At 46.1% G+C, this 21366-nt stretch carries 18 protein-coding genes and 1 pseudogene; 10 read left to right on the top strand and 9 right to left on the bottom strand.

Features of this window, described 5'->3' with window-relative positions; all coding sequences use genetic code 11:
• The first annotated feature begins 1 nt into the window (after position 1).
• Both BMX69_RS01010 and BMX69_RS01015 read left to right on the top strand, forming a co-directional pair.
• Positions 2-967, top strand: a complete 966-nt coding sequence (locus tag BMX69_RS01010) for an ABC transporter ATP-binding protein (RefSeq protein WP_100041296.1) — start codon at positions 2-4, stop codon at positions 965-967.
• A 54-nt stretch (positions 968-1021) separates the two neighbouring features.
• Positions 1022-2617, top strand: coding sequence for an ABC transporter substrate-binding protein (locus BMX69_RS01015; protein WP_100041297.1), 1596 nt, complete (start codon positions 1022-1024; stop codon positions 2615-2617).
• 206 nt (positions 2618-2823) lie between these two features.
• On the opposite strand, the pseudogene BMX69_RS01020 reads toward BMX69_RS01015, so the two are convergent.
• A pseudogene (locus BMX69_RS01020) lies at positions 2824-4034 on the bottom strand (IS110 family RNA-guided transposase).
• Positions 4035-4331: 297 nt separating this feature from the next.
• Between BMX69_RS01020 and BMX69_RS01025 the strand changes: the two are divergent.
• Both BMX69_RS01025 and BMX69_RS01030 read left to right on the top strand, forming a co-directional pair.
• A complete protein-coding gene (locus BMX69_RS01025) occupies positions 4332-5093 on the top strand; it encodes a creatininase family protein (RefSeq protein ID WP_100041298.1) in 762 nt (253 codons plus the stop codon).
• A gap of 21 nt (positions 5094-5114) precedes the next feature.
• Positions 5115-6191 carry a M42 family metallopeptidase gene (locus tag BMX69_RS01030; protein ID WP_054791399.1) on the top strand — a complete coding sequence of 359 codons (1077 nt, stop codon included), beginning with the start codon at positions 5115-5117 and terminating at the stop codon, positions 6189-6191.
• Positions 6192-6270: 79 nt separating this feature from the next.
• On the opposite strand, the gene BMX69_RS01035 is transcribed toward BMX69_RS01030, so the two are convergent.
• On the bottom strand, positions 6271-6915 hold the full coding sequence (locus BMX69_RS01035; RefSeq protein ID WP_100041299.1) for an MICOS complex subunit MIC60: 645 nt from the start codon (positions 6913-6915) through the stop codon (positions 6271-6273).
• 371 nt (positions 6916-7286) lie between these two features.
• On the opposite strand from BMX69_RS01035, the gene BMX69_RS01040 reads away from it, so the two are divergent.
• The 4 genes from BMX69_RS01040 (at position 7287) to guaB (ending at position 11701) form a co-directional block, all read left to right on the top strand.
• Entirely contained in the window at positions 7287-7577 is a 291-nt protein-coding gene (locus BMX69_RS01040) for a co-chaperone GroES (protein WP_025231717.1), read from the top strand.
• A gap of 77 nt (positions 7578-7654) precedes the next feature.
• Positions 7655-9274, top strand: a complete 1620-nt coding sequence (gene groL / locus BMX69_RS01045; RefSeq protein ID WP_054791400.1) for a chaperonin GroEL — start codon at positions 7655-7657, stop codon at positions 9272-9274.
• 256 nt (positions 9275-9530) lie between these two features.
• Positions 9531-10040 (top strand): DUF6106 family protein, encoded by a 510-nt coding sequence (locus BMX69_RS01050; protein WP_054791401.1) that lies wholly within the window; start codon positions 9531-9533, stop codon positions 10038-10040.
• A 206-nt stretch (positions 10041-10246) separates the two neighbouring features.
• On the top strand, positions 10247-11701 hold the full coding sequence (gene guaB / locus BMX69_RS01055; RefSeq protein ID WP_100041300.1) for an IMP dehydrogenase: 1455 nt from the start codon (positions 10247-10249) through the stop codon (positions 11699-11701).
• A 58-nt stretch (positions 11702-11759) separates the two neighbouring features.
• Here guaB and BMX69_RS01060 read toward each other — a convergent pair whose 3' ends face one another.
• From BMX69_RS01060 to BMX69_RS01075, 4 genes are all read right to left on the bottom strand, one after another.
• On the bottom strand, positions 11760-12164 hold the full coding sequence (locus BMX69_RS01060; RefSeq protein ID WP_025231721.1) for a DUF3842 family protein: 405 nt from the start codon (positions 12162-12164) through the stop codon (positions 11760-11762).
• Between the two features lie 103 nt (positions 12165-12267).
• The gene (locus BMX69_RS01065; protein WP_100041301.1) at positions 12268-13704 is read right to left on the bottom strand and encodes a PTS transporter subunit EIIC; all 1437 of its coding nucleotides are present in this window, start codon (positions 13702-13704) and stop codon (positions 12268-12270) included.
• A 38-nt stretch (positions 13705-13742) separates the two neighbouring features.
• Positions 13743-14648: an N-acetylmuramic acid 6-phosphate etherase gene (gene murQ / locus BMX69_RS01070; protein WP_100041302.1), complete on the bottom strand. Its 906-nt coding sequence runs from the start codon at positions 14646-14648 to the stop codon at positions 13743-13745.
• Complete coding sequence (locus BMX69_RS01075; protein ID WP_100041303.1) at positions 14605-15540, bottom strand: MurR/RpiR family transcriptional regulator; 936 nt, start codon at positions 15538-15540, stop codon at positions 14605-14607. Before BMX69_RS01075 ends, murQ begins: the two co-directional genes overlap by 44 nt.
• Before the next feature lie 209 nt (positions 15541-15749).
• Here BMX69_RS01075 and BMX69_RS01080 point away from each other — a divergent pair, with 209 nt between their 5' ends.
• Positions 15750-16601: a PHP domain-containing protein gene (locus tag BMX69_RS01080; protein WP_157724376.1), complete on the top strand. Its 852-nt coding sequence runs from the start codon at positions 15750-15752 to the stop codon at positions 16599-16601.
• On the opposite strand, the gene BMX69_RS01085 is transcribed toward BMX69_RS01080, so the two are convergent.
• Complete coding sequence (locus tag BMX69_RS01085) at positions 16586-17995, bottom strand: spore germination protein (protein ID WP_100041305.1); 1410 nt, start codon at positions 17993-17995, stop codon at positions 16586-16588. The genes BMX69_RS01080 and BMX69_RS01085 overlap by 16 nt on opposite strands.
• A gap of 427 nt (positions 17996-18422) precedes the next feature.
• Between BMX69_RS01085 and BMX69_RS01090 the strand changes: the two genes are divergently transcribed.
• Positions 18423-19295, top strand: coding sequence for a YitT family protein (locus tag BMX69_RS01090; RefSeq protein ID WP_100041306.1), 873 nt, complete (start codon positions 18423-18425; stop codon positions 19293-19295).
• Positions 19296-19379: 84 nt separating this feature from the next.
• Here the strand turns inward: BMX69_RS01090 and BMX69_RS01095 are convergent, their stop codons facing one another.
• On the bottom strand, positions 19380-20768 hold the full coding sequence (locus BMX69_RS01095) for an MATE family efflux transporter (RefSeq protein WP_100041307.1): 1389 nt from the start codon (positions 20766-20768) through the stop codon (positions 19380-19382).
• Between the two features lie 130 nt (positions 20769-20898).
• Positions 20899-21339 carry an FMN-binding protein gene (locus BMX69_RS01100; protein WP_025231729.1) on the bottom strand — a complete coding sequence of 147 codons (441 nt, stop codon included), beginning with the start codon at positions 21337-21339 and terminating at the stop codon, positions 20899-20901.
• Between the last annotated feature and the right edge of the window lie 27 nt (positions 21340-21366).

Genomic DNA, 21366 nt, shown 5'->3' on the forward strand with positions numbered 1-21366 from the left:
TATGCAGGAAAAAAAAGAGATGCTGAAGGTTGAGGGACTTAAAAAATATTTTCAGACTCCTGCCGGGATGCTGCATGCAGTGGATGATGTAAACTTTTCTGTCCGGGAAGGTGAAACGTTAGGAGTAGTAGGGGAATCCGGATGCGGAAAATCTACGATGGGACGTACGATTTTACGCCTGCACGAACCAACCGCAGGAAGTGTGTATTTTCAGGGGAAGAATATTACCGGTTATGACCGAAAGCGGTTAAAGGAATTAAGAAAGGACATGCAGATGATTTTCCAGGATCCCTTTGCTTCCTTAAATCCGCGGATGACTGTAAGCGAAGCGATTATGGAACCGCTGCTGGTTCAGGGGCTTTATAAAGCAAAGGATCCGGCGATCCATGCCCAGGTAGATAAAATTATGGATCTGGTGGGTCTTGCAAAACGTCTGGTGAATGTGTACCCTCATGAGCTTGATGGCGGAAGAAGGCAGAGAATCGGCATTGCCAGAGCCCTGGCGGTAAATCCGAAATTTATTGTCTGTGATGAGCCGGTATCAGCACTGGATGTATCCATTCAGGCGCAGATTTTGAATCTGATGCAGGATCTTCAGGATGAACTGAATCTGACCTATCTGTTCATTACTCATGATTTATCGGTTGTGAAGCATTTTGCCACGGACATTCTGGTTATGTATCTGGGGCAGATGGTCGAGATGGCACCGTCTAAGAAGCTGTTTGAAAATCCGATGCATCCTTATACCCAGGCACTTTTATCAGCAATTCCAGTGCCGGATCCGGATTTTAAGATGGAGCGCATTGCAATGAAAGGGGAGTTAACATCGCCGATCAATCCCGAACCGGGCTGCCGGTTTGCCAAACGCTGTCCCTATGTCAGCCAGGTATGTACCAGCCGGGAAACGGTATTAAAAGAGATGGAGCCGGGGCATTTTGTCAGCTGTCAGATGGTTCAGAATACATAGCGGGATAAATTCTGGAATAGTCCAGTGTTTATAAAAAAAGAGAGGAGTTATCGTATGAAAAAGACATGGAAAAAAGTTGCAGCTTTGATACTTGTTGCAGCAGTATCTGTATCTGCTGCAGGGTGCGGCGGTTCCGGCGCAGACAAGGAAGTACAAGGCAATGCCCAGACGTCCGGCGAAAAACCGGCAGGTGGGACAGATACCGGCTCAGGAGAGCACAAAGACACACTAATCTGGGCTCAGGGAGCTGATATCACATCACTGGATCCTCATCAGGGGAAAGAAACTACGGCTGTTCAGGTAACCAAGCATATCTTTGATACATTGACCGTGGTAAATCCTGAGACCGGCGTACTGGAACCCTCGTTGGCAGAAAGCTGGGAGCAGACTTCTGATACCAGTTATAGATTTAAACTTCGCCAGGATGTAAAATTTCATGATGGTTCCCAAATGACAGCAGAGGATGTGAAATTTTCTCTGGACCGTGCAATTAAATCTGCAGCGGTATCTTATATCGTAGACTTTATCGATACGGTCAATGCAGTGGATGAGTATACGGTGGATATTACCCTGGATGCCCCATATGCACCGGCACTTCGTAATTTGTCTGTCCCCTTTGCGGCAATTGTCCCTAAGAAAGCAGTAGAGCAGGACGAAGAGGGATTTAAGCTTCACCCAATTGGCTCCGGTCCCTACAAATTTGTTGATTGGAAGCAGGGAGATTCTGCCCGGCTGGAAGCATTTGACGAATATTGGGGAACTCCGGCGGTGACCAGGAATCTGGTAATGCGCGTTATTCCTGAGGCATCCCAGAGAACGATTGCACTGGAAACGGGGGAAGTCGATCTTGCCTATGATATTCTCCCTAATGATATAGCCAAGATCAATGATAATCCTAAGCTGGCGCTGTTTGAAGCCCCATCACTGTCTTGTTACTATATCTCCATGAATATGAATAAGGTACCATTTGACAATGCAAAGGTCAGATCGGCACTTAATTATGCCATAGATCGCCAGACACTGATTGATACGATTGCCTGCGGTGCCGGTCAGCCTGCGGATGCGATCATCGCACCATTGGTATTTGGCTACTATAGTCCGGGTGCCTATGAGTATAATCCGGAGAAAGCAAAGGAATTACTGGCGGAAGCAGGTTATCCGGATGGATTTACCACCAGCATCTGGGTAAATGATAATCAGGCACGGGTTGAGATCTGTCAGGCGATCCAGGCTATGCTTCAGGATGTCGGCATCACCTGCAATGTGGAGGTGATGGAATTTGGAAGCTTTATCTCCCGTACCTCAGCCGGAGAGCATGACATGGGATACTTTGGCTGGGTGACATCAACCACCGATGCGGATTATACCTATTATTCACTGGAGCATTCCAGTCAGCAGGGGGCTGCAGGTAACCGTTCCTTTATCAGTGATCCGGAAATTGACAAGCTGATTGAGACCGGAAGAAGCAGTGCAGATGAACAGGTTCGCCTGAAAGCATATGAGGATCTGGCGGTTAAGTTAAAAGAAATCGGCAACAATGTACCGATTTACTATAATTCCATCACAGTAGGGGCCAGTGCAAAAGTAGAAAATTTTGTGATCGATCCGATCGGATACCATAAGCTTGATCAGGTAAAGGTAGCAAAATAATGTTGCGGAAACAAGGATAAAAAGGACAGGAGGGTACTGCATGGTATGTGGTACCCTGCTTGTGTGAATCAAATATTTAATTTAGCCTGCAAATAAAAAGTCAATAGGAAATTAATAAGATTTGCAGAAAAAGTTTTATGCAGTGTTTTTTGTATCACAAACAGACCACCGCTAAACGCTGGTCTGAAAAAGCTATGAAGCCAGAGTTATTCTGACTGGGGAAGGGAATCTAAGTATTCTTTCACCCGTCCGTAGTAGATTCGCAGAAACTTGTTGGCACCGGCAGTCATGTAGACATAGTAGGATTTCCCCTGAGAGCGTTTTTTTGACATAAACTCGTAGACTGGATCATCTGCTGGGGATGTCTTAATTAATACGTCCATGACCTGAAATAAAGTCTTGCGGAGTTGGGCAGAGCCACGTTTTGAAGTGCGGACACTTTGCTGCTCGTAAGCCCCTGACTGGTTTGCCCCTGGATCAACTCCGGCAAATGCTGTAATCGCTCCCCGGTGAGAAAAACGGGCTACATCGCCGATTTCAGCCATGAGCTGGGGACCAAGAGATGGGCCGACACCTTTCATAGCCATAACAATCGGGTATTCCGGAAGTTTGGCCGCAGTCTGGTTCATCTTGCTGCGAAGTTCTTCTACGATTTTGGAGGCAGTGTCTAGTTGGTCTATCGCCTGTTTTATGAGCATTTTGGTCATTGGATCTTTTGAAAGAACTGCTATAAGGTTTTCTGAAGCAGTGTAAATTTCTCCTGGTTTATCAGGCTGGAAGTTATAGCCTTTGCGCCTACACCATTTCTGATAATGCTCTGTAAACGCAGGGAGGGACATCTTGCGAACACAGTCTACATGCCAATAAGCAGATGCAAAATCAACCCATTTCTGGCTGCCGTCACTGCGAACAGGGCTGTCAAAAAATCATTGGCACCAGGATAGGTCTGATCAAGTAAAGAGATTAAGTTGTTTTTGAAGGAGGTCTTCTGCTTCATGTAGAAATCAAACTGCCGATTCATGGTTTTGAGTTGAGTGCGTATTTCATCCATAAGACTATACTGTTTCAAATCGGTCCAGTTGTCAAGAGTATAACGGGCAATTTTTATAGCATCTGCTTTATCCGTCTTGACTTTACGGAGAGAGTTGTTGCCAAAATCTTTGATGAGTTTTGGATTAACAGCACTGACAAACAGTCCGGCACCGGAAAGCCAGTGAGCCATTGGCTCATAGTAGCGTCCGGTGTGCTCCATAACGATTCTGGTGTCACCGTCCAGGGACTGGATATGGGAGATAAGTTCATTAATCCCACTGGATGTATGCAGGACCTCAAAGGGACTGGAAACAATTTCACCGAAGGGGCGAAGGATGGCAATCATACTCTTACCTTTGGAAACATCAACACCGACAGCATTCATAAATATGTTACTCCTTAAAAAATGATAGTAGCAATGGATCCAGGTTTACTCATTGCCGATTCAATCTACTGTGGTGTGACACGAACGTGCTGGGAAAGCAGTTCAACCTGCATAAAACGAACGCTGCGAATGAGGAGCTGGTTGGCAGACTAAATTACGGACGTGAAGCCCAAGGAGGTGACCGCCGGACCAATTGCTCTCTACATTCTAACAGCTTAAGCAACAAGAAGGAATATGGACAAGGCTGGTTTGTCATGTACCATAACCTATAAAATTATTGTAGTAGGAGACGAGAAAATGAGATTAGCAAATTTGACCTGGCCCAAAGCAGAGCGGTATTTTAAAGAAAATGATATGGTGCTGGTACCCATAGGAAGCATCGAGTGCCATGGAAGACATCTGCCTTTAGGAACGGATACCATAATACCGGACCGGATTTTGGAACTGATCGAAGCGAAAAACGATATTCTGATTGCGCCCACCATTCCTTATGGAGCCTGCCAGTCGCTGGCGGATTATCCGGGCACCGTGAATATTGACATGGAGGTGCTGTATCAATTTTTATACCAGGTGATAGATAACCTGTACCGTCATGGAGCCAGGAAGATTCTTGTACTCAACGGTCACGGCGGAAACATTAAGGTGATAGAACGGGTTGGACTGGACTTTCAAAAAAAAGGAGCCATGGTAGTCATGTTAAACTGGTGGCTGATGGCATGGGATATGAATCCAGCCTGGAAGGGCGGCCATGGCGGCGGAGAGGAAACGGCAGGCGTTATGGCTGTGGATCCAGATCTGGTTGATGCTTCAGAAATCGGTGGTTCACTGGAACTGAAAAATATAAATGAGAATCTGGTCGCTACCGGTTTTCGTTCCATTCGTTTCAAAGGAGTAGAGTTTGAAGTTCTGCGCTCAACACCGGAAGTGACGGACAACGGTTGGATTGGACCAGATCATCCCAATACGGCAACTGTGGAATGGGGGATCGAGATGATTCAGACGACTGCAGACTATGTAGTGGATCTGATTGAGGAACTGAAGACAGTCGAGCTATCGTAACTTTATAAAGGAGAGTGTGGAATGGATAAGAACCAGACGCTGCAGATGATTGGAGCGATATCGGATGCCAATGGGGTATCAGGATTTGAGGATCTGGTGGTGGAAACAGTGCGGAAACATGCGGGTGGGCTGGGGAGCTTTGAGGAAGACAGCCTGCGTAATCTCTACATATACCGGAAGGAAAACAAGGGAGGACGGATGATCGTTCAGCTGGATGCCCATAGTGATGAGGTAGGTTTCATGGTACAGGCCATTCGCCCGGATGGAACTCTGCAGATGATACCTTTAGGAGGCTGGGTAAACAGCAATATTCCGGCTCACCGGGTCTGGGTAAGAAATGCAGACGGAGAATATATTCCAGGGATTACTGCCAGCACGCCGCCCCACTATATGACCGAGGCGCAGCGGAATGCACCTCTGGATATCCGGGATATCACCGTGGATATCGGAGCTGTATCACGAGAGGAAGCGGTTGAAAAGTTTCATATCCGGATCGGGGAACCGATAGCACCGGATGTAAGCTTTGAATACCAGGAAAAGCACGATCTGATGATCGGCAAGAGCTTTGACTGCCGGTTGGGCTGTGCTTCTATTATAAGTACGTTACAGGAACTGGACGGAATGGAGCTGGATGTGGATGTGATTGGAGGATTTGCTTCCCAGGAGGAGGTAGGTGTCCGCGGAGCCAGTCTGACCTGCCAAAAGATTAAGCCGGATATTGCGATTGTATTTGAAGGCTGTCCGGCGGATGATACCTGTGTGGCAGCCTATGAGGTACAGACAGCGATTAAGCAGGGACCAATGCTTCGCCATATCGATGCCAGGATGATTACCAATCCACGTTTTCAGCGGTATGCTCTGAACTTGTGCAAAGAGCTTGGGATCCCGGTACAGGAGGCAGTCCGCCGGGCCGGCGCAACCAACGGAGCGGCCATTCACTTATCCAATCAAGGGGTTCCTACAATTGTGATCGGAATACCGGTACGGTATGCTCATACCCATTATGGAATTTCTTCTTATGAGGATTATCAGAATGGGGTACGGCTGGCCTGCGAAATATTGAAGCGTTTGAATGAAACGGTGATCCGCAGTTTTTAAGATGATGTAAAAGATCAGGAGGAAGAATCAGATGAAAAAAAGCCACTGGAGAGCGCAGGCTTTCCAGTAGCTTTTATGATTAATCCATCTCTTCTTCCACAATGGTAGTAGTTTCATCGGCCAGTTCTTTCATCGCTGCTCCGGTGGACTTCGCTGCTTCCTTTGCCGCATCAATCCCATCCTTTGCTGCATCTTTTACTGCTTCGGCAGCAGTTTCTGTTGTTTCTTTTATCGTATCCGCAGTCTCTTTGGCTTTTTCTGCCAGTTGGTCTGCGGCTCCGGCAGCGTAATCCAAACCGCCATCTTCCGTAAACTCTTCGTCGTCTAAAAACTCGTCTGTCTGTTCTTTTGCAGAGTCAAACATGTCCTTTGCGGTAAATGCCACGGCTGAAGCCGCTTCTTTTGCCGTATCAGAAACAATGCTCGCTGCATCCTTTACTAAGTTTTTTGCCGCACTTACCGCATCCTTGGCAGCATCTGCCATATGGTCAGCGGCAACCTTAAATTCATCCTTATTTGCATGCAAAGAAACATAGTTGCGGTTCATCGTACTGTCAATTTTGGAAATGTCGTCATTTCCCTCATCCTCAAAGTCGTGAAAATTTTCTTCCAGTTCTTTGTGGAAGGATTTGTATTTCGTAAAGTAAGAGATGCCGGCAGCAACAACGCCGGCCACAGTGGCCAGTGCCACGAATTTTCCAAACCCATTACCCTTTTTTGCCATTTGAAACACTCCTTTCCTTATTACCGTCCATGTATTCTGGGCATAGAGGTATGCCTGCAAGTTGCTTCCTTGTCACGGCTTATGCTTGATGGGCATAATGGTGCGCTTGTAAGGCGCTTCATTCTCTTAGTTATTGTAATACGTTCATCCGAAAAAATAAAGGTATATAATAAGAAAATTTCTATAAACTATGTAAGTAAAGGAGAAAATCGTACAAATATGGTAAAAATGTAAAAAAAATATAAAGTTAGCACTCAACTATTGACAGTGCTAATAATGAGTGATATAACTTATTATGTGAATAAAATAAAACTTCTTTCGGATGGCCAAAGAAAGAAATAATAAGCAGAAAGTTATGAGGAGGAATTGCAATGAAATTAGTACCATTATTTGACAAAGTTGTGTTAAAACCATTGGTTGCAGAGGAGACAACAAAGTCCGGTATTGTTCTGCCGGGTCAGGCAAAAGAGAAGCCGCAGCAGGCGGAAGTCATCGCAGTAGGACCTGGCGGTCTTGTAGACGGCAAGGAAGTTACCATGCAGGTTAAAGTGGGCGATAAAGTAATCTTCTCCAAGTATTCAGGAACAGAGATAGAGACCGGAGAAGAGAGCGAGAAATATGTGATCGTTAAACAGAATGACATATTAGCAGTGATTGAGTAATCAAGAAGGCGATACCGCTTCGTAAGGTTTTAGATAGTACGTATATTTATTTTAACAGAAAACTGGAGGAATGAATCATGGCAAAGCAGATTAAATATGGCGTAGATGCCAGAAAAGCACTTGAATCTGGAGTGAATCAGTTAGCAGATACTGTTCGTGTAACTTTAGGGCCTAAGGGCAGAAACGTTGTACTGGATAAATCTTTTGGTTCACCGCTCATTACAAATGACGGCGTTACCATTGCAAAGGAAATCGAGCTGGAAGATGCTTTTGAGAATATGGGCGCTCAGCTTGTTAAAGAGGTTGCGACTAAGACCAATGACGTAGCAGGAGACGGTACTACCACAGCTACCGTTTTAGCTCAGGCTATGATCAATGAAGGAATGAAGAACCTGGCAGCAGGTGCAAACCCAATCGTTTTAAGAAAGGGTATGAAAAAAGCGACTGAAGCAGCAGTAGAAGCGATTGCAAAGATGAGCGAGCCGATCAAAGGCAAGGCATCCATCGCAAGAGTAGCAGCTATTTCCGCATCAGATGATGAGGTCGGCGAGATGGTAGCTGACGCTATGGAGAAAGTTTCCAACAACGGCGTTATTACTATTGAAGAATCAAAGACCATGAAGACAGAGCTGGATCTTGTGGAAGGTATGCAGTTTGACAGAGGTTATATTTCTGCTTATATGTGCACCGATATGGAGAAGATGGAAGCTAATTTAGATGATCCATACATTCTTATTACCGATAAGAAGATCTCAAACATTCAGGAGATCCTTCCTTTATTAGAGCAGGTAGTTCAGTCCGGCGCAAGACTTCTCATCATCGCAGAAGATGTGGAAGGCGAGGCTTTAACAACCTTAATCGTTAATAAATTAAGAGGAACCTTCAACGTAATCGCTGTAAAGGCTCCAGGCTATGGCGACAGAAGAAAAGAGATGTTACAGGATATCGCTGTTTTAACGGGCGGTACCGTGATCTCTGATGAACTGGGATATGAGCTTAAGAATGCTACCCTTGATCTTTTAGGACGTGCAAAATCCGTAAAGGTTCAGAAGGAAAATACCGTAATCGTAGACGGCTGCGGAGATAAAGAAGCAATCACTGCAAGAATCGGCCAGATCAAGGGCCAGATCGAAGAGACTACTTCTGATTTTGACAGAGAAAAATTACAGGAAAGACTTGCTAAATTATCCGGCGGTGTAGCAGTAATCCGCGTAGGCGCTGCAACAGAAACCGAGATGAAGGAAGCAAAACTCCGTATGGAAGATGCTTTATCTGCAGCAAGAGCAGCAGTTGAGGAAGGCGTTATCGCAGGCGGCGGTTCTGCTTACGTTCATGCCATCAACCAGATTGAAGAACTTGTTAAGAATTTAGAAGGCGATGAGAGAACCGGCGGAAAGATCATCTTAAAGGCTCTTGAATCTCCATTATACCACATTGTAGCCAATGCAGGACTGGAAGGAAGCGTCATCATCAATAAGGTGAGAGAGTCCAAGGTAGGAACCGGCTTTGACGCATACAAGGAAGAATACGTAGACATGGTAGAAGCAGGCATCCTGGATCCGACTAAGGTAACCAGAAGCGCACTTCAAAATGCTACAAGTGTTGCATCTACCTTATTGACAACAGAGTCCGTTGTTGCTAATATTAAAGAAAAAGCACCTGCAATGCCAGCCCCAGGCGGAATGGATATGATGTAATATTCACGTAAGCAATGAGCAGTGCGAAACAGAACATGAAAAAATTTACGTTGTGCTTGCACATAAGAAAATTTTTCCATGTTCTGTTTCATAGGGCGAACGCCCGTGAGCGGGTAAAGCCACAGGCTTTACCCGCTGCACTGCGGACTTCCGGTACTCCAGACACCCACCCACCCCACACCCTAACCACACCCTAAATCAGGATAACTCCTTCCCCTAAGCGCCATGCAGGAAACAAGAAAGGACCCAAATCGTTATGAATGAAATGTATGCAGAATGGCTAGTGAAGCGAAAATCACCGGCCTATACCATGTTGATAAAAATTGCGATGGGAATCCTATGCGTAATTGCATTTTTCCTCTCCATGTCTCCGGTTTTCGGAATCTTTGGAGTGCTTATTCTGCTTGCAGCCGCAGCCGCCACATATTTTGTATTCCGCAACAGCGAAGTAGAATTTGAATACTTATTTGTGACTAACACTCTATCCATTGACCGGATCTACGGCAGAAGCAAGAGAAAGAAGGCCTGGGAAAGCTCCATGGAAGGGATCCAGATCGTAGCTCCCACCGGTTCCACGGAGGCCAGGGATCATGAAACAAAAAACATGAAACTACTGGATTTTTCATCCCACGTACCGGGAGCAAAGACTTATACATTAATCAGCCAGTCCGGTGCTGAAACAACAAAGATCATATTTGAACCTAACGATAAGCTGCTCCAGTGCATGAGGATGACAGCGCCCCGTAAGGTTGTGAAAGAAGTATAACGAAAAAGGAATCAGTCGGTTTTGCAAAAAACCGCCCGGTTCCTTTTTCGTTACAGGAGAGACTTCTTTACTGTCCATGAGTGACGGAAAGAAACCGGAAAATGTCCGTTGACAACCCCTGTAAAATTTGTTAAACTATGTAACTAACAAGTAAAAAGACTTATTAGTTTCATTAATAAAAATATAAAGAAGGAGAGGAAAAGTTAATGGGTACAATAATTGGCGAAGGCATAACTTTTGATGATGTGCTGTTAGTTCCGGCTTATTCAGAGGTCATTCCTAATCAGGTTGACTTAACGACCAACCTTACAAAAACCATCAAGCTCAATATACCGCTTATGAGCGCAGGCATGGATACCGTTACCGAGCATCGCATGGCAATTGCCATGGCAAGACAGGGAGGTATCGGCATTATCCACAAGAATATGTCCATAGATGAGCAGGCAGAAGAGGTTGATAAGGTAAAGAGGTCAGAAAACGGCGTCATAACGGACCCATTCTATCTTTCCCCGGAGCATACATTAAAAGATGCGGATGAACTCATGGGTAAGTTCCGCATTTCCGGAGTGCCGATCACAGAAGGAAAAAAACTGGTGGGAATCATCACCAACCGGGATTTAAAATTCGAAGAGGATTTCAGCAGGAAGATCAAGGAGTGTATGACTTCTGAAAACCTGGTAACAGCCAGAGAAGGCATCACCCTTATGGAAGCAAAAAAGATCCTTGCAAAAGCAAGGGTAGAAAAGCTTCCGATCGTTGATGAAGACTTTAATTTAAAGGGCCTTATCACCATCAAGGATATTGAAAAGCAGATCAAATATCCGTTGTCCGCAAAAGATGGACAAGGAAGACTTCTGTGTGGAGCTGCCGTAGGAATTACAGCCAACGTTCTTGACCGTGTCGACGCCCTGGTAAAGGCAAAAGTGGATGCAGTAGTTTTAGACTCCGCTCACGGACATTCCGAAAACGTTCTCCGCTGCGTGAAAATGATCAAAGAAGCTTATCCGGCTCTTTCCGTCATTGCAGGAAATGTAGCAACCGGAGAAGCAACAAAGGCTCTCATAGAAGCAGGAGCTGATGCAGTGAAGGTAGGAATCGGACCAGGATCTATCTGTACCACCCGTGTGGTAGCCGGCATCGGCGTTCCCCAGATCACGGCTGTCATGAACTGCTATGCAGTTGCTAAGGAATACGGCGTACCAATCATAGCTGACGGCGGAATCAAGTATTCCGGAGATTTAACAAAGGCCATTGCAGCCGGCGGAAGCGTATGTATGATGGGAAGCATGTTTGCAGGATGTGACGAAAGCCCGGGAACCTTTGAACTGTATCAGGGCAGAAAATATAAAGTATACCGTGGTATGGGTTCCATCGCTGCCATGGAAAACGGAAGCAAAGACCGTTACTTCCAGACGGATGCCAAGAAGCTGGTTCCGGAAGGAGTGGAAGGCCGTGTGGCTTACAAAGGAATGGCAGAAGATACCGTATTCCAGATGCTTGGCGGCTTACGGTCCGGTATGGGATACTGCGGAGCAATGAATATCAAGGCCATGCAGGAAACCGGAAGATTTATAAAGATTACGGCAGCCTCACTTAAGGAAAGCCATCCCCATGACATCCATATCACAAAGGAAGCACCAAACTATAGCATTGATGAATAAATAGACGCTGGATGAACCGAAGGTAAATCTAACATTTTCATAGACAAAGAGGTGGAGATCATAAATGATTCTCCACCTCTTTGATTACCAGGGCAATGGATTCCGTTAAAGTCAGGTTTTCACAGCCCACTACATAATGATTGCATTTGTTCACCGGTATAAGGATCTTATATGCACGGCTTTTTCCGATGGCCTCAGCCATGGCTGGAGTGATCTCTCCCAGCAGAGAATCGGCAATGACGATCCCAATAGGACCGATGATAATATCTGCATCCCGGCTGGCCACAAGGACCGGATTCTCACCGGTTGCTCCTGCATCGGCTCCTGCCTTTAACATGGCAGAAGTGGCAATAGAATTGGTCCCGATGGCAATGACTGAAAGACTGGGAAAGGACTTTTTTAACTGAGCGATGACGGACTGCCCCATTTTACCGCCCTGCCCGTCAATGATAACGATTTTCATGTCTTCGTCCTCCTTATCCCTCTATTGTATTATAGGGAAGGACAGAAATCAAGTGAAAGGCCAAGGGGGCAGTCTGATAAGGGTTCTTATTCATCCGAAAAGCTTAAGCTTTTGCAACTTCATCTTCCTTAATAAACAGGCTTGTAATGATAAATCCGGCAATGTAAGCGATCACCAGTCCCATAAAATAATTGAGCATATTAACAGGGCTGCTCATGATGGGAATGGCTAACAGGCCCGAAGGGCTCCAGGCAATGCTCCTTACATGCATGAGCATCACATAGGCACCGCCGAATCCGGCTCCCAATCCAGCAGTTATGAACGGTTTACCAAGCGGAAGAGTAACTCCATAAATAAGCGGTTCGCCGATGCCTAAGAATCCGGAAGGCAGTGCACCGATGATAACGCTCTTTAAGCGTTTGTTTCCGCTTCGTTTTGCTTTTAAATAGATGGCAATGGCTGCACCTACCTGCCCAGCGCCTGCCATGGCCAGGACCGGGAATAAGGAGACTCCGCCCATTTGTTCCAACTGAACCGCATAGATGGGAACCAGCCCATGATGCAGTCCCAAAAGGACCAGGGGAAGGAATACGGCTGACATAATGTAACCGGATAAAACGCTGACGACCGGATTTGCGGAATTTACAAGGAGGGATAATGCCCAGACCAGCCCGTCAGATAAAAAGCCAGCGGCCGGCATCAGCACCAGTACAAACAAGGTTCCGGTGATTAAAATGCTTAAGAATCCGGTCAGCATGATATCAAGGACATCGGGAACATGTTTGCGCACCCAGCGTTCTACTTTGGAGAGGACCCAGACACCGATGATCACGCCGATGATCCCGCCCTTGCCGCTAATTAAGGTTGAGCTGTTTGGGATCTGTTCATTGTAAAGACCAAAGAACTTTGATATATCCGTGATCTGTGACATAATGCTCATAGAACCGATCATGCCGCCCAGGGCAGGTGTCGCTCCAAAGCTTTTTGCTGCATTGACACCGGTAAAAATTGAAAAATAACCGAGAAATGCACCGCCGAACAGCTTTAGCATGGTGACAAGAAGAGTCCAGAAGCTGCCTCCCAATATCTGCGCTTCCACGCCCTGGCCGATGATATTGGCCACACCGTTGCATAAACCGGCTGCTACGATAGCAGGAATCATCGGAATAAAGATATCGGAGATAACCCGTATGCTGCTCTTTAACCCGTTTCCTTTCTGGCCGGCCTTTACTGCTTCTTTGTTTTGCTGCCAGGAAGCATTGGTGGAGAGCCCTTTGCCGCCAAGCTCACTAGGGATTCCTAAGCCGAGGCAGATATCCATGAGCTTTCTGGCCTTTCCAGGTCCGACAACTACCTGAACATCAATTCCGTTTGCAACCAGGCCAAGAACTCCGGAAATCTCTTTCAGTTCCTTCTCCTGCACCAGATCAGGATTCTTTACCTTTAAACGAAGGCGTGTCATGCAGCTGGCCGCGGCTGCAACATTTTCTTTCCCTCCCGATAATTCCAGGATCTTTTGAAGCAATACTTCATTTGTCATAATAGACACCTCCATAGTTGAAATGAATAAATTGATAGTTAATCAGAATCCCTTTTCATGCATGCGCGGATATGCCCGCGGGATTCCTTTAATTTCTTTTCTGCTTCTTTTGGCCCTGCGCCTGTTCGTTTCATTGCTATGGCTAACTTAACGCTCCCTCCTGCTTCCTTTAACAGTCTTCTGGCTTCATCACGAGTTATTTCTGTGGCAGCCATCAGGATGTTTTCTGCCCTGGAGCGCAGCTTCTCATTGCTCTGCACCACATCTACCATCAGGTTCTGGTATGCTTTTCCGATGCCCACCATGGCTCCGGTGCTGATCATATTAAGTATCATCTTCTGGGCGGTCCCGGCTTTTAACCGGGTGCTGCCGGTCAAAACCTCCGGTCCCACCACCGGTTCGATGGCCAGGTCTGCATAAGTTCCAATGAGGCTTCCCTCATTGCAGGCTATGGATACGGTCCGGCAGCCTATGCTTTTTGCATAGCTTAAGGCAGCCGATACATAGGGCGTCCTTCCGCTGGCCGCAATGCCCACCACCACATCTTTTGGGGATAAGGGCAGGGCTTTTAAATCTTCAATGCCAAGGGACTCAGAGTCCTCGGCTCCTTCCACTGCCTGCCTGATGGCCCTGTCCCCGCCGGCAATCAGGCCGATGACCATACCCGGGTCAACCCCAAAGGTGGGAGGGCATTCGGAACTGTCTAAGATGCCGAGTCTCCCGCTGGTCCCTGCTCCCATGTAGATGAGCCGGCCTCCGGCCTCAAATGCTTCACAGACCCATTCCACTGCTCTGGCAGTCTGTGGCAGGACTCTTTCCACAGCCTCCGCCACCTTCCTGTCTTCCTGGTTCATAGCCGTCACCAGTTCGAAAGGTGTCATGGTGTCTAAATCCATGGTATCAGGATTGCGGCTTTCTGTTGTCATCTTGCTTAAATCTACCATGATTGATTTCCTCCTCATTATACGCTTCGTCGAAAGGTTCAAAATACGACGGATTTTTCTTGGAAATATGCGTTTTGCGCCACTGTGACAGAGAATATTGGCTGTTGTGGTTGGCGTATGCAGTATACAGAATATCAATGATGTTTAACTGGCTGATCCGGCTTCCCATGGCTCCGCTCCGGAAGATGGATTCGTTGGCAGCCACATAAAGGTTGTAATCCGCCATTTCCGAAAGCGGTGATACGGCAAAACGGGTGATCAGGATGAATTTTGCCCCTACCTGCTGCATGGTCCTGGCGCACTCGATCATTTCCATGGTCCTGCCGGAATAGGAGATCATCAGTCCTAAATCATCCCGGCTCATGTTACGGGCCTGCAAAAGCTGGGAATGCCAGTCATCATTTAAGATGCAGGGCTTGTTGATCCGGAGGAATTTTAAATAGGCATCCCGGGCCACCAGAAGGGAAGAACCGATTCCGAATAAACAGATGGTTCGGCATTGGCATAAGAGGTCAATGCAGTTTTTAAGAGCGGATATATCGGTTAAATTTCTGGTATCCTCTAAGGAGGCGATGTTTTTATATGTAATTTTGTCGACGATCTGTTCCAGAGTATCGTTCTCTGTAATCTCCTCCATTTTTTCCCTGGTATTTTCCTGCCGGATGGCCAGTTCACAGATCAGGGCAGCCTTCATTTCCTTGTACCCGGAGAAACCAAGTTCATGACACAGCCGGATAACGGTGGAAGAGGAAGAAAACCCTTTTTCTGCCAGAGCGTGGACGGAAAGCTTCACCGCCTGTTCCGGCGTGTCTAACAGGTACCGTACGACGCCTGTCTCAGCAACACTCATCTCTTTTTGATATTCTCGCAAACGAACCAGTACACTTTTCATTTTTATTTCCCCTTGTTGTTGTATTAGTATATGCAGCTTGGATTAATAGTTCAAGACATTAGGCTTCTTATGAAACTTTATACCATATATTGGAGGAAATGTCTGGTTTTTGTCTTGTCCTATGCCAAAGATTGGGCAATTTGTTGACCTGTATATAAGATAAGTCTATAATGAGACTATTAGAACCCTTACGTTTAAGGAGGTCATTGATGAAAGCGGACTTTCATATGCATTCCTGTTTTTCTGACGGAAGTGAAACTATAATGCAAATTTACTCACTGGCAAAAAAGCAGGGCCTTAGGGCAGCAGCCATAACGGATCATGATACGGTATTGGGCCTTAAAGAAGAAGAAAAGGCGTCAAAAAAGTATTGTATTCCTTTTATACCGGCTGCAGAGTTTACGGCTGCAGAAAAGGGAATGAAATTTCATGTACTGGGATATGGGATCGATCCGGAGAATCCGGAGCTGCGTAGGTATTCCATCAGCTTTCTGGAACAGATGAATGAACGGTCAAGGCATCAGATCTTAAAGATGCAGCAGGCTGGAATAGAGATTGAGGAAAAAGAGTTTTTCGAAAAGGCTGGAGGCGGACCGCTTTACCGGGCAAAGCTTTTGGGAGTTCTGGCTGACCATGGACTCCTTAGAAGAGAAGATATTATGAAGAGCCTGCCCCTTTATTTTGGAAAAGGAGCTCCCTATGAGGAAGAGGATCGTTTTTCTTATAGAAGTTTCTATAAAATATGTGGGATGATAAAGGAGGCTGGGGGAAATGTGGTTTTGGCTCACCCCGGGAAAATAAAGAGAAAGAACATACAGCTTTATGATGCCCTTTTAAGAGAAGAATGTCTGGACGGCGTTGAAGTGTACCATCATGATAACCCTGAGGATGTCCGGGCAGAATTATTGGCTGTGGCAGAAAACCGGCATTTAATGGTCACCGGCGGCAGCGATTACCACGGTATTTACATGAAGAAGCCAGCTCTTCCGGGGGCTGAGGAGCTGCCGGAAGAACTGGCGGAAGGATTAAAGCATCTGTTAACCGGTTACTTCTCCCTGTGAGGAAGCCTTCCCCGAAAGAACCGTTTTTTCAGTTCTGAAAGGTGGAATGGAATCAGGGGATAGATATAACTTTTTCCGGCTATGGTTTTATTAAACACAATTGCGCCTATGGAAAGCGCAACGCCGCCTACGAATCCCCAGAAATTCAGCAGGGCGGTGGTGATCAGCATGATCAGACGCATGAATTTAAAGGCATAACCCAGCTCAAAGCTTGACTGGGAATAGTTGGCAATGGTCACAAAGGCCATATAAAGCATGGTCTCACTGTTAAACCAGCCGGATTTTACGGAATATTCACCCAGTACAATACCGGCGATCACACTGAGGGGAGTAGTCAGCATGCTGGGAGTGTTGACAGCTGCAAGCCTCAGACCGTCAATGGCAAATTCCAGAATCAGGAGCTGAAAAAGCAGGGGAACCTGGGGCTGTTCTGATAAGCGGATAAATTGCAGCCAGGAAGGGATCATTTCCGGATTTTGCATAAAAAGCAGCCACATAGGTGTTAAATACAGGGTCAGAATGGAGATGACCAGGCGGGACAGCCTAAGGTAAGTCCCAGTCACAGGAGGAAAATAATAGTCATCGGCTTCCTCGATGATATCAAAGACAGAGGAAGGTAAAATCATGGCTGAGGGAGAGTTGTCCACCAGGATAATAATGTTTCCTTCCAGTATGGAAGCAGCGGCAGTATCCGGCCGCTCGGAAAATTTGAATTTGGGGAAAGGGTTTAACCATTTATGGGGATAGATGCACTCTGCAAGGCTTTCCTGGTTCATGGTAAGGGCATCGACTTTAAGCTTGCTGATCCGGTCCTTGATCATGGTTAAAAGATTTTCATCATGCCGCCCCTTGAAGTAGCAGATGGCGATATCGGTGTGGGAGCTTTCTCCGGCATTCATGACTTCTATGGTAAGCTTGGGATCACGGATCCTGCGGCGGATAAGAGCGGTATTAAAAACCAGGGTTTCCACAAATCCATCTCTTGATCCTCTTAGAACTTTGTCTTTTTCCGGCTCTGTGACGCTTCTGGCTGGATAACTTCGGCAGTCCACGGTCAGGCATTTGTCGTACCCGTTAACGAACAGGCAGGATACTCCGGTCAAAAGCTGTTTGATCATGGTTTCATCGTCTTTTACGAGCCCCACTTGACCATAAGGGAGAAACCTTTTGGAAAATTCATGGGCATCCGGCGGCATATCCTCAGCCGGAATGGATAATAAGTTGTCCAGGATCTTCTGCCACGCATCACTCTGGGTAAACCCTTCAATGAAGTAAAGGCAGGCTTCCTGTTCCCCGATATAAAAGGTCCGGTAAACGATGTCAAAGTTTCCGGCTACATCAATCTTTGTGTTTAGGTAGTTCATATTATTGGAAAGGCTGTTGGAAAATTCCATGGCGATGATCTCCTTGCAAATAAAAAGTGTCCATAGTGCGGGCGGTAATAAAATAAGTATGTGCATTTTCCATGAAATTATGTTTTATAAATTCTGTACGTATTCCGAGGACTTTCGACATGATCTTGTATGAAAAGATATTAAAACGGCCCTTTTTTATAAAAAGTCTTTTAGTAAAATGTACTAAAAACATTGACTTTTTAGGCAATAGATGATATTATCGTCCATGTGAGAAGCACAAAGGAATTCCTTGTGTGCGTGATTTTGGCATGGGGATGCCAGGTAGCAGAACTGAATAATGTGACGGTTCAGATCGTGACGGGGGATTGCCTTCTGTGGGGGAAGGGCAATCCTCTATTAATTTAAAAAAATTTGATACAAGAGAAGGATTTACATATAATATCATGTAAAGATGAGGAGGAATTTTATGTGGAAGAAACTTAGGAGAGATAAGCGCGTCCGCAATGCAATGACGGCCGTGGCAGTTGTAGTCTCCGCACTTTTACAGACCTATGTTATCCAGGCGTTTATTAAGCCTGCAGGTCTTCTGTCAGGAGGATTTACGGGCATTGCAATTTTAGTTGACCGGGTGACGTCCCTTTATGGGTTTAATATTTCTACTTCCCTGGGCATGATCGCTTTGAACATTCCGGTTGCATGGGCCTGCAGCAGGAATATCAGCAAACGGTTTACGTTTTTTTCCTTGATGCAGGTTTTTTTAACCAGCGCATTTTTAAGGATATTTAATTTTTCACCTATATTCGATGACAGAATTTTAAATGTTATTTACGGCGGTGTCCTCTATGGGTTTGGCATTGTTCTTGCTCTTCGCGGCAATGCTTCCAGCGGGGGAACGGATTTCATCGCCCTGTATGTTTCCAATAAGACGGGCAATTCCATCTGGTCCGAGGTTTTTATAGGAAATGTGCTTCTGCTTTGTATTTTCGGTGGAATCTTCGGATGGGATTATGCAGGGTATTCCATTTTGTTCCAGTTCGTAGGAACGAAGGTGATCTCCACCTTTCATCACAGATACGAAAGAGTTACCCTTCAGATCACCACAGTAGAGGGGCCAAAGCTTGCTAGTAAATACGTTGAGGCATTCCATCATGGAATATCCTGCGTGGATGCGGTGGGAGGCTACAGCAAAAAGAAGATGTACCTTCTTCATACCGTGGTGTCTTCCTATGAGGTGGCCGACATTGTGGCGCTGTTTCATGAGGTGGATGAGCATGTGATCGTAAATATGTTTAAAACCCAGCAGTTTTACGGGACTTTTTACAGGGCTCCCATGGAATGATCCCGGCAATCCCTTAAACCGGAAGCGAGACATTTACTGCTTAAAAATGCAGTAAATGTCTCGCTGGGTAAGGGTTTAAACCAATTATTTTTTTATAAAAGCGGGGAGCCGTTTTCTCCTCAATTTGCCGAACCAGTTAAAGTATATGATGAATAATAACGAGGTAACAGCCCAGGTCAATGGGTAACTGAAAATCACAGTTTCAATGGTAGGACGCAGGGGAACTGCCACGCAGATCCAGATCACACGGAGCGCACAGACCCCAAGGCTTGTGAGGATCATGGGAATCCAGCAGTCACCGGCTCCGCGAAGGGAACCGGAGTAAATTTCGATGCAGACGTATGTAAAAAATGTGGGAGCAAGGTAACGGAGTATTTCCGTTCCTTTTTCAATTACGGCCGCATCGGTGGTAAACAGCAGATAAACGTAATTACCAAAGGTATATAGAAGAACGCTGAGCCCGATGGCCGCGGTAAAGCTCATAGCCAAGCAGACCCGGATTCCTTTGTAGACCCGGTCTTTTTTTCCGGCTCCGTAATTCTGTCCCACAAAGGTAGTGATGGAGATACCGAAGGCGCTGATGATCATCCAGAACACGCTATCTATCTTTCCGTAGGCTGTCCATGCGGCAATGGTGTCGGTTCCCAGAGTATTAACGCTGGACTGGATGATGATGTTGGAAGAGGAGTACATAACGGATTGAAGTCCCGCAGGAAAACCGATCCTTATGATGCGCCGCAGCATATCCCGGTCGATCCTCACGGCTTTTAGGTTCAGATGGTAAGCTCCGCTTGTCCGGATTAAAACAAGAATCACAAGAACAGCACTGAGGAGCTGGGAAAGTATGGTGGCAAGGGCAGCTCCCATAACGCCCATATGACAATAAACGACGAATATGATATCAAGGATGATATTGGTAAAGCAGCTAGCGATCAAAAAGTAAAGCGGGCGTTTGGAATCTCCAATGGCCCGAAGGATTCCTGCCCCCATATTGTAAACAAGATTAGGGATCACTCCTACAAAATAGATCCGCATGAACAGGACCGCATAATGCAGGATATCATCAGGCGTTCCCATGGCCTTTAAGGCGTAAGGCGTTGCCGGAATGCCGATAACCATGATAACTGCTCCGCATACGATGGAAAATGCGATGGCAGTGTGGACCGCACGGCTTACTTCTTCCTCCTGTCCGGCTCCGAAAAACTGGGAAATGGTGACACCGGCACCGGATGAAAGCCCTATGAAGAACCCGATCAAAAGATTGATAAGGGGTCCCGTAGGGCCTCCAACGGCTGCCAGTGCTTCTTTTCCGACGAATCGCCCAACAATGATTGCATCGGTGGTATTATAAAGCTGCTGAAAAAAAGTTCCAAATAAAATGGGAAAGAAAAACAGAAGAAGCTGTTTCCAAATCACTCCCTCTGTAATCTGATTTTGCTTATGTGCATCTGTTATGTCCGCGTTCTGGTTCATATCTGTTTCCTCTTTCCTGCCCGAAGTATCCGGGCATAGAGGGATACCCTTAGGGTGTTTCCTCATTCAAGTAATTATGTAGTCTTTTTTTCCATTATACTGTCAAAAATGGAAAAATACAATCCCCGCCTTACTCCGTTATCTGCGCTTTCGCAATGGCCTGATCCACGGCTTTTAGAAGCACGCCCGAAGTATAGCGGGATTCGGTTGCATAGGATACGTTCTTTGTGGACTGATTATTAATAATCTGCTGTGATAAGTTATCCATGGCCGGCTGCATCAGGGGATACATGGTGGTGACGGCTTCGCTCAAAGGAACCAGGGTAACGGAAGTGATTTTTTTGGAGTCAACCGTAACCTCCACATTGATATCCTGACTGTTCAACGTAATGACAGAGGAATACACTCCCGGAACATAGTGCACAGGATCGCCGGAAGTCGGAACAGCATCCTTCTTCGGGCGGAACATGACTAAAAACAAAGTGATGAGTAGGATTCCAAGGCCAACGAAGATTGCAGTATAGATGATTTCTTTCATTCGTAAAACAACTATTTTTGTTTTAGAGCTCATAAAAAAGGCCCTCCGTACAGTTTTGTT

The organism is Lacrimispora sphenoides JCM 1415, assembly GCF_900105615.1.
Lineage (GTDB): Bacteria > Bacillota > Clostridia > Lachnospirales > Lachnospiraceae > Lacrimispora > Lacrimispora sphenoides.

Coding starts and splice junctions, on each gene's coding strand:
- BMX69_RS01050 (WP_054791401.1), top strand. CDS start 9,531: ATGAATGAAATGTATGCAGAATGGCTAGTGAAGCGAAAATCACCGGCC.
- BMX69_RS01035 (WP_100041299.1), bottom strand. CDS start 6,915: ATGGCAAAAAAGGGTAATGGGTTTGGAAAATTCGTGGCACTGGCCACT.
- guaB (WP_100041300.1), top strand. CDS start 10,247: ATGGGTACAATAATTGGCGAAGGCATAACTTTTGATGATGTGCTGTTA.
- BMX69_RS01040 (WP_025231717.1), top strand. CDS start 7,287: ATGAAATTAGTACCATTATTTGACAAAGTTGTGTTAAAACCATTGGTT.
- BMX69_RS01025 (WP_100041298.1), top strand. CDS start 4,332: ATGAGATTAGCAAATTTGACCTGGCCCAAAGCAGAGCGGTATTTTAAA.
- BMX69_RS01065 (WP_100041301.1), bottom strand. CDS start 13,704: ATGACAAATGAAGTATTGCTTCAAAAGATCCTGGAATTATCGGGAGGG.
- BMX69_RS01100 (WP_025231729.1), bottom strand. CDS start 21,339: ATGAGCTCTAAAACAAAAATAGTTGTTTTACGAATGAAAGAAATCATC.
- BMX69_RS01085 (WP_100041305.1), bottom strand. CDS start 17,995: ATGGAATTTTCCAACAGCCTTTCCAATAATATGAACTACCTAAACACA.
- BMX69_RS01090 (WP_100041306.1), top strand. CDS start 18,423: ATGTGGAAGAAACTTAGGAGAGATAAGCGCGTCCGCAATGCAATGACG.
- BMX69_RS01015 (WP_100041297.1), top strand. CDS start 1,022: ATGAAAAAGACATGGAAAAAAGTTGCAGCTTTGATACTTGTTGCAGCA.
- BMX69_RS01095 (WP_100041307.1), bottom strand. CDS start 20,768: ATGAACCAGAACGCGGACATAACAGATGCACATAAGCAAAATCAGATT.
- BMX69_RS01060 (WP_025231721.1), bottom strand. CDS start 12,164: ATGAAAATCGTTATCATTGACGGGCAGGGCGGTAAAATGGGGCAGTCC.
- groL (WP_054791400.1), top strand. CDS start 7,655: ATGGCAAAGCAGATTAAATATGGCGTAGATGCCAGAAAAGCACTTGAA.
- BMX69_RS01080 (WP_157724376.1), top strand. CDS start 15,750: ATGAAAGCGGACTTTCATATGCATTCCTGTTTTTCTGACGGAAGTGAA.
- BMX69_RS01010 (WP_100041296.1), top strand. CDS start 2: ATGCAGGAAAAAAAAGAGATGCTGAAGGTTGAGGGACTTAAAAAATAT.
- BMX69_RS01030 (WP_054791399.1), top strand. CDS start 5,115: ATGGATAAGAACCAGACGCTGCAGATGATTGGAGCGATATCGGATGCC.
- murQ (WP_100041302.1), bottom strand. CDS start 14,648: ATGGTAGATTTAAGCAAGATGACAACAGAAAGCCGCAATCCTGATACC.
- BMX69_RS01075 (WP_100041303.1), bottom strand. CDS start 15,540: ATGAAAAGTGTACTGGTTCGTTTGCGAGAATATCAAAAAGAGATGAGT.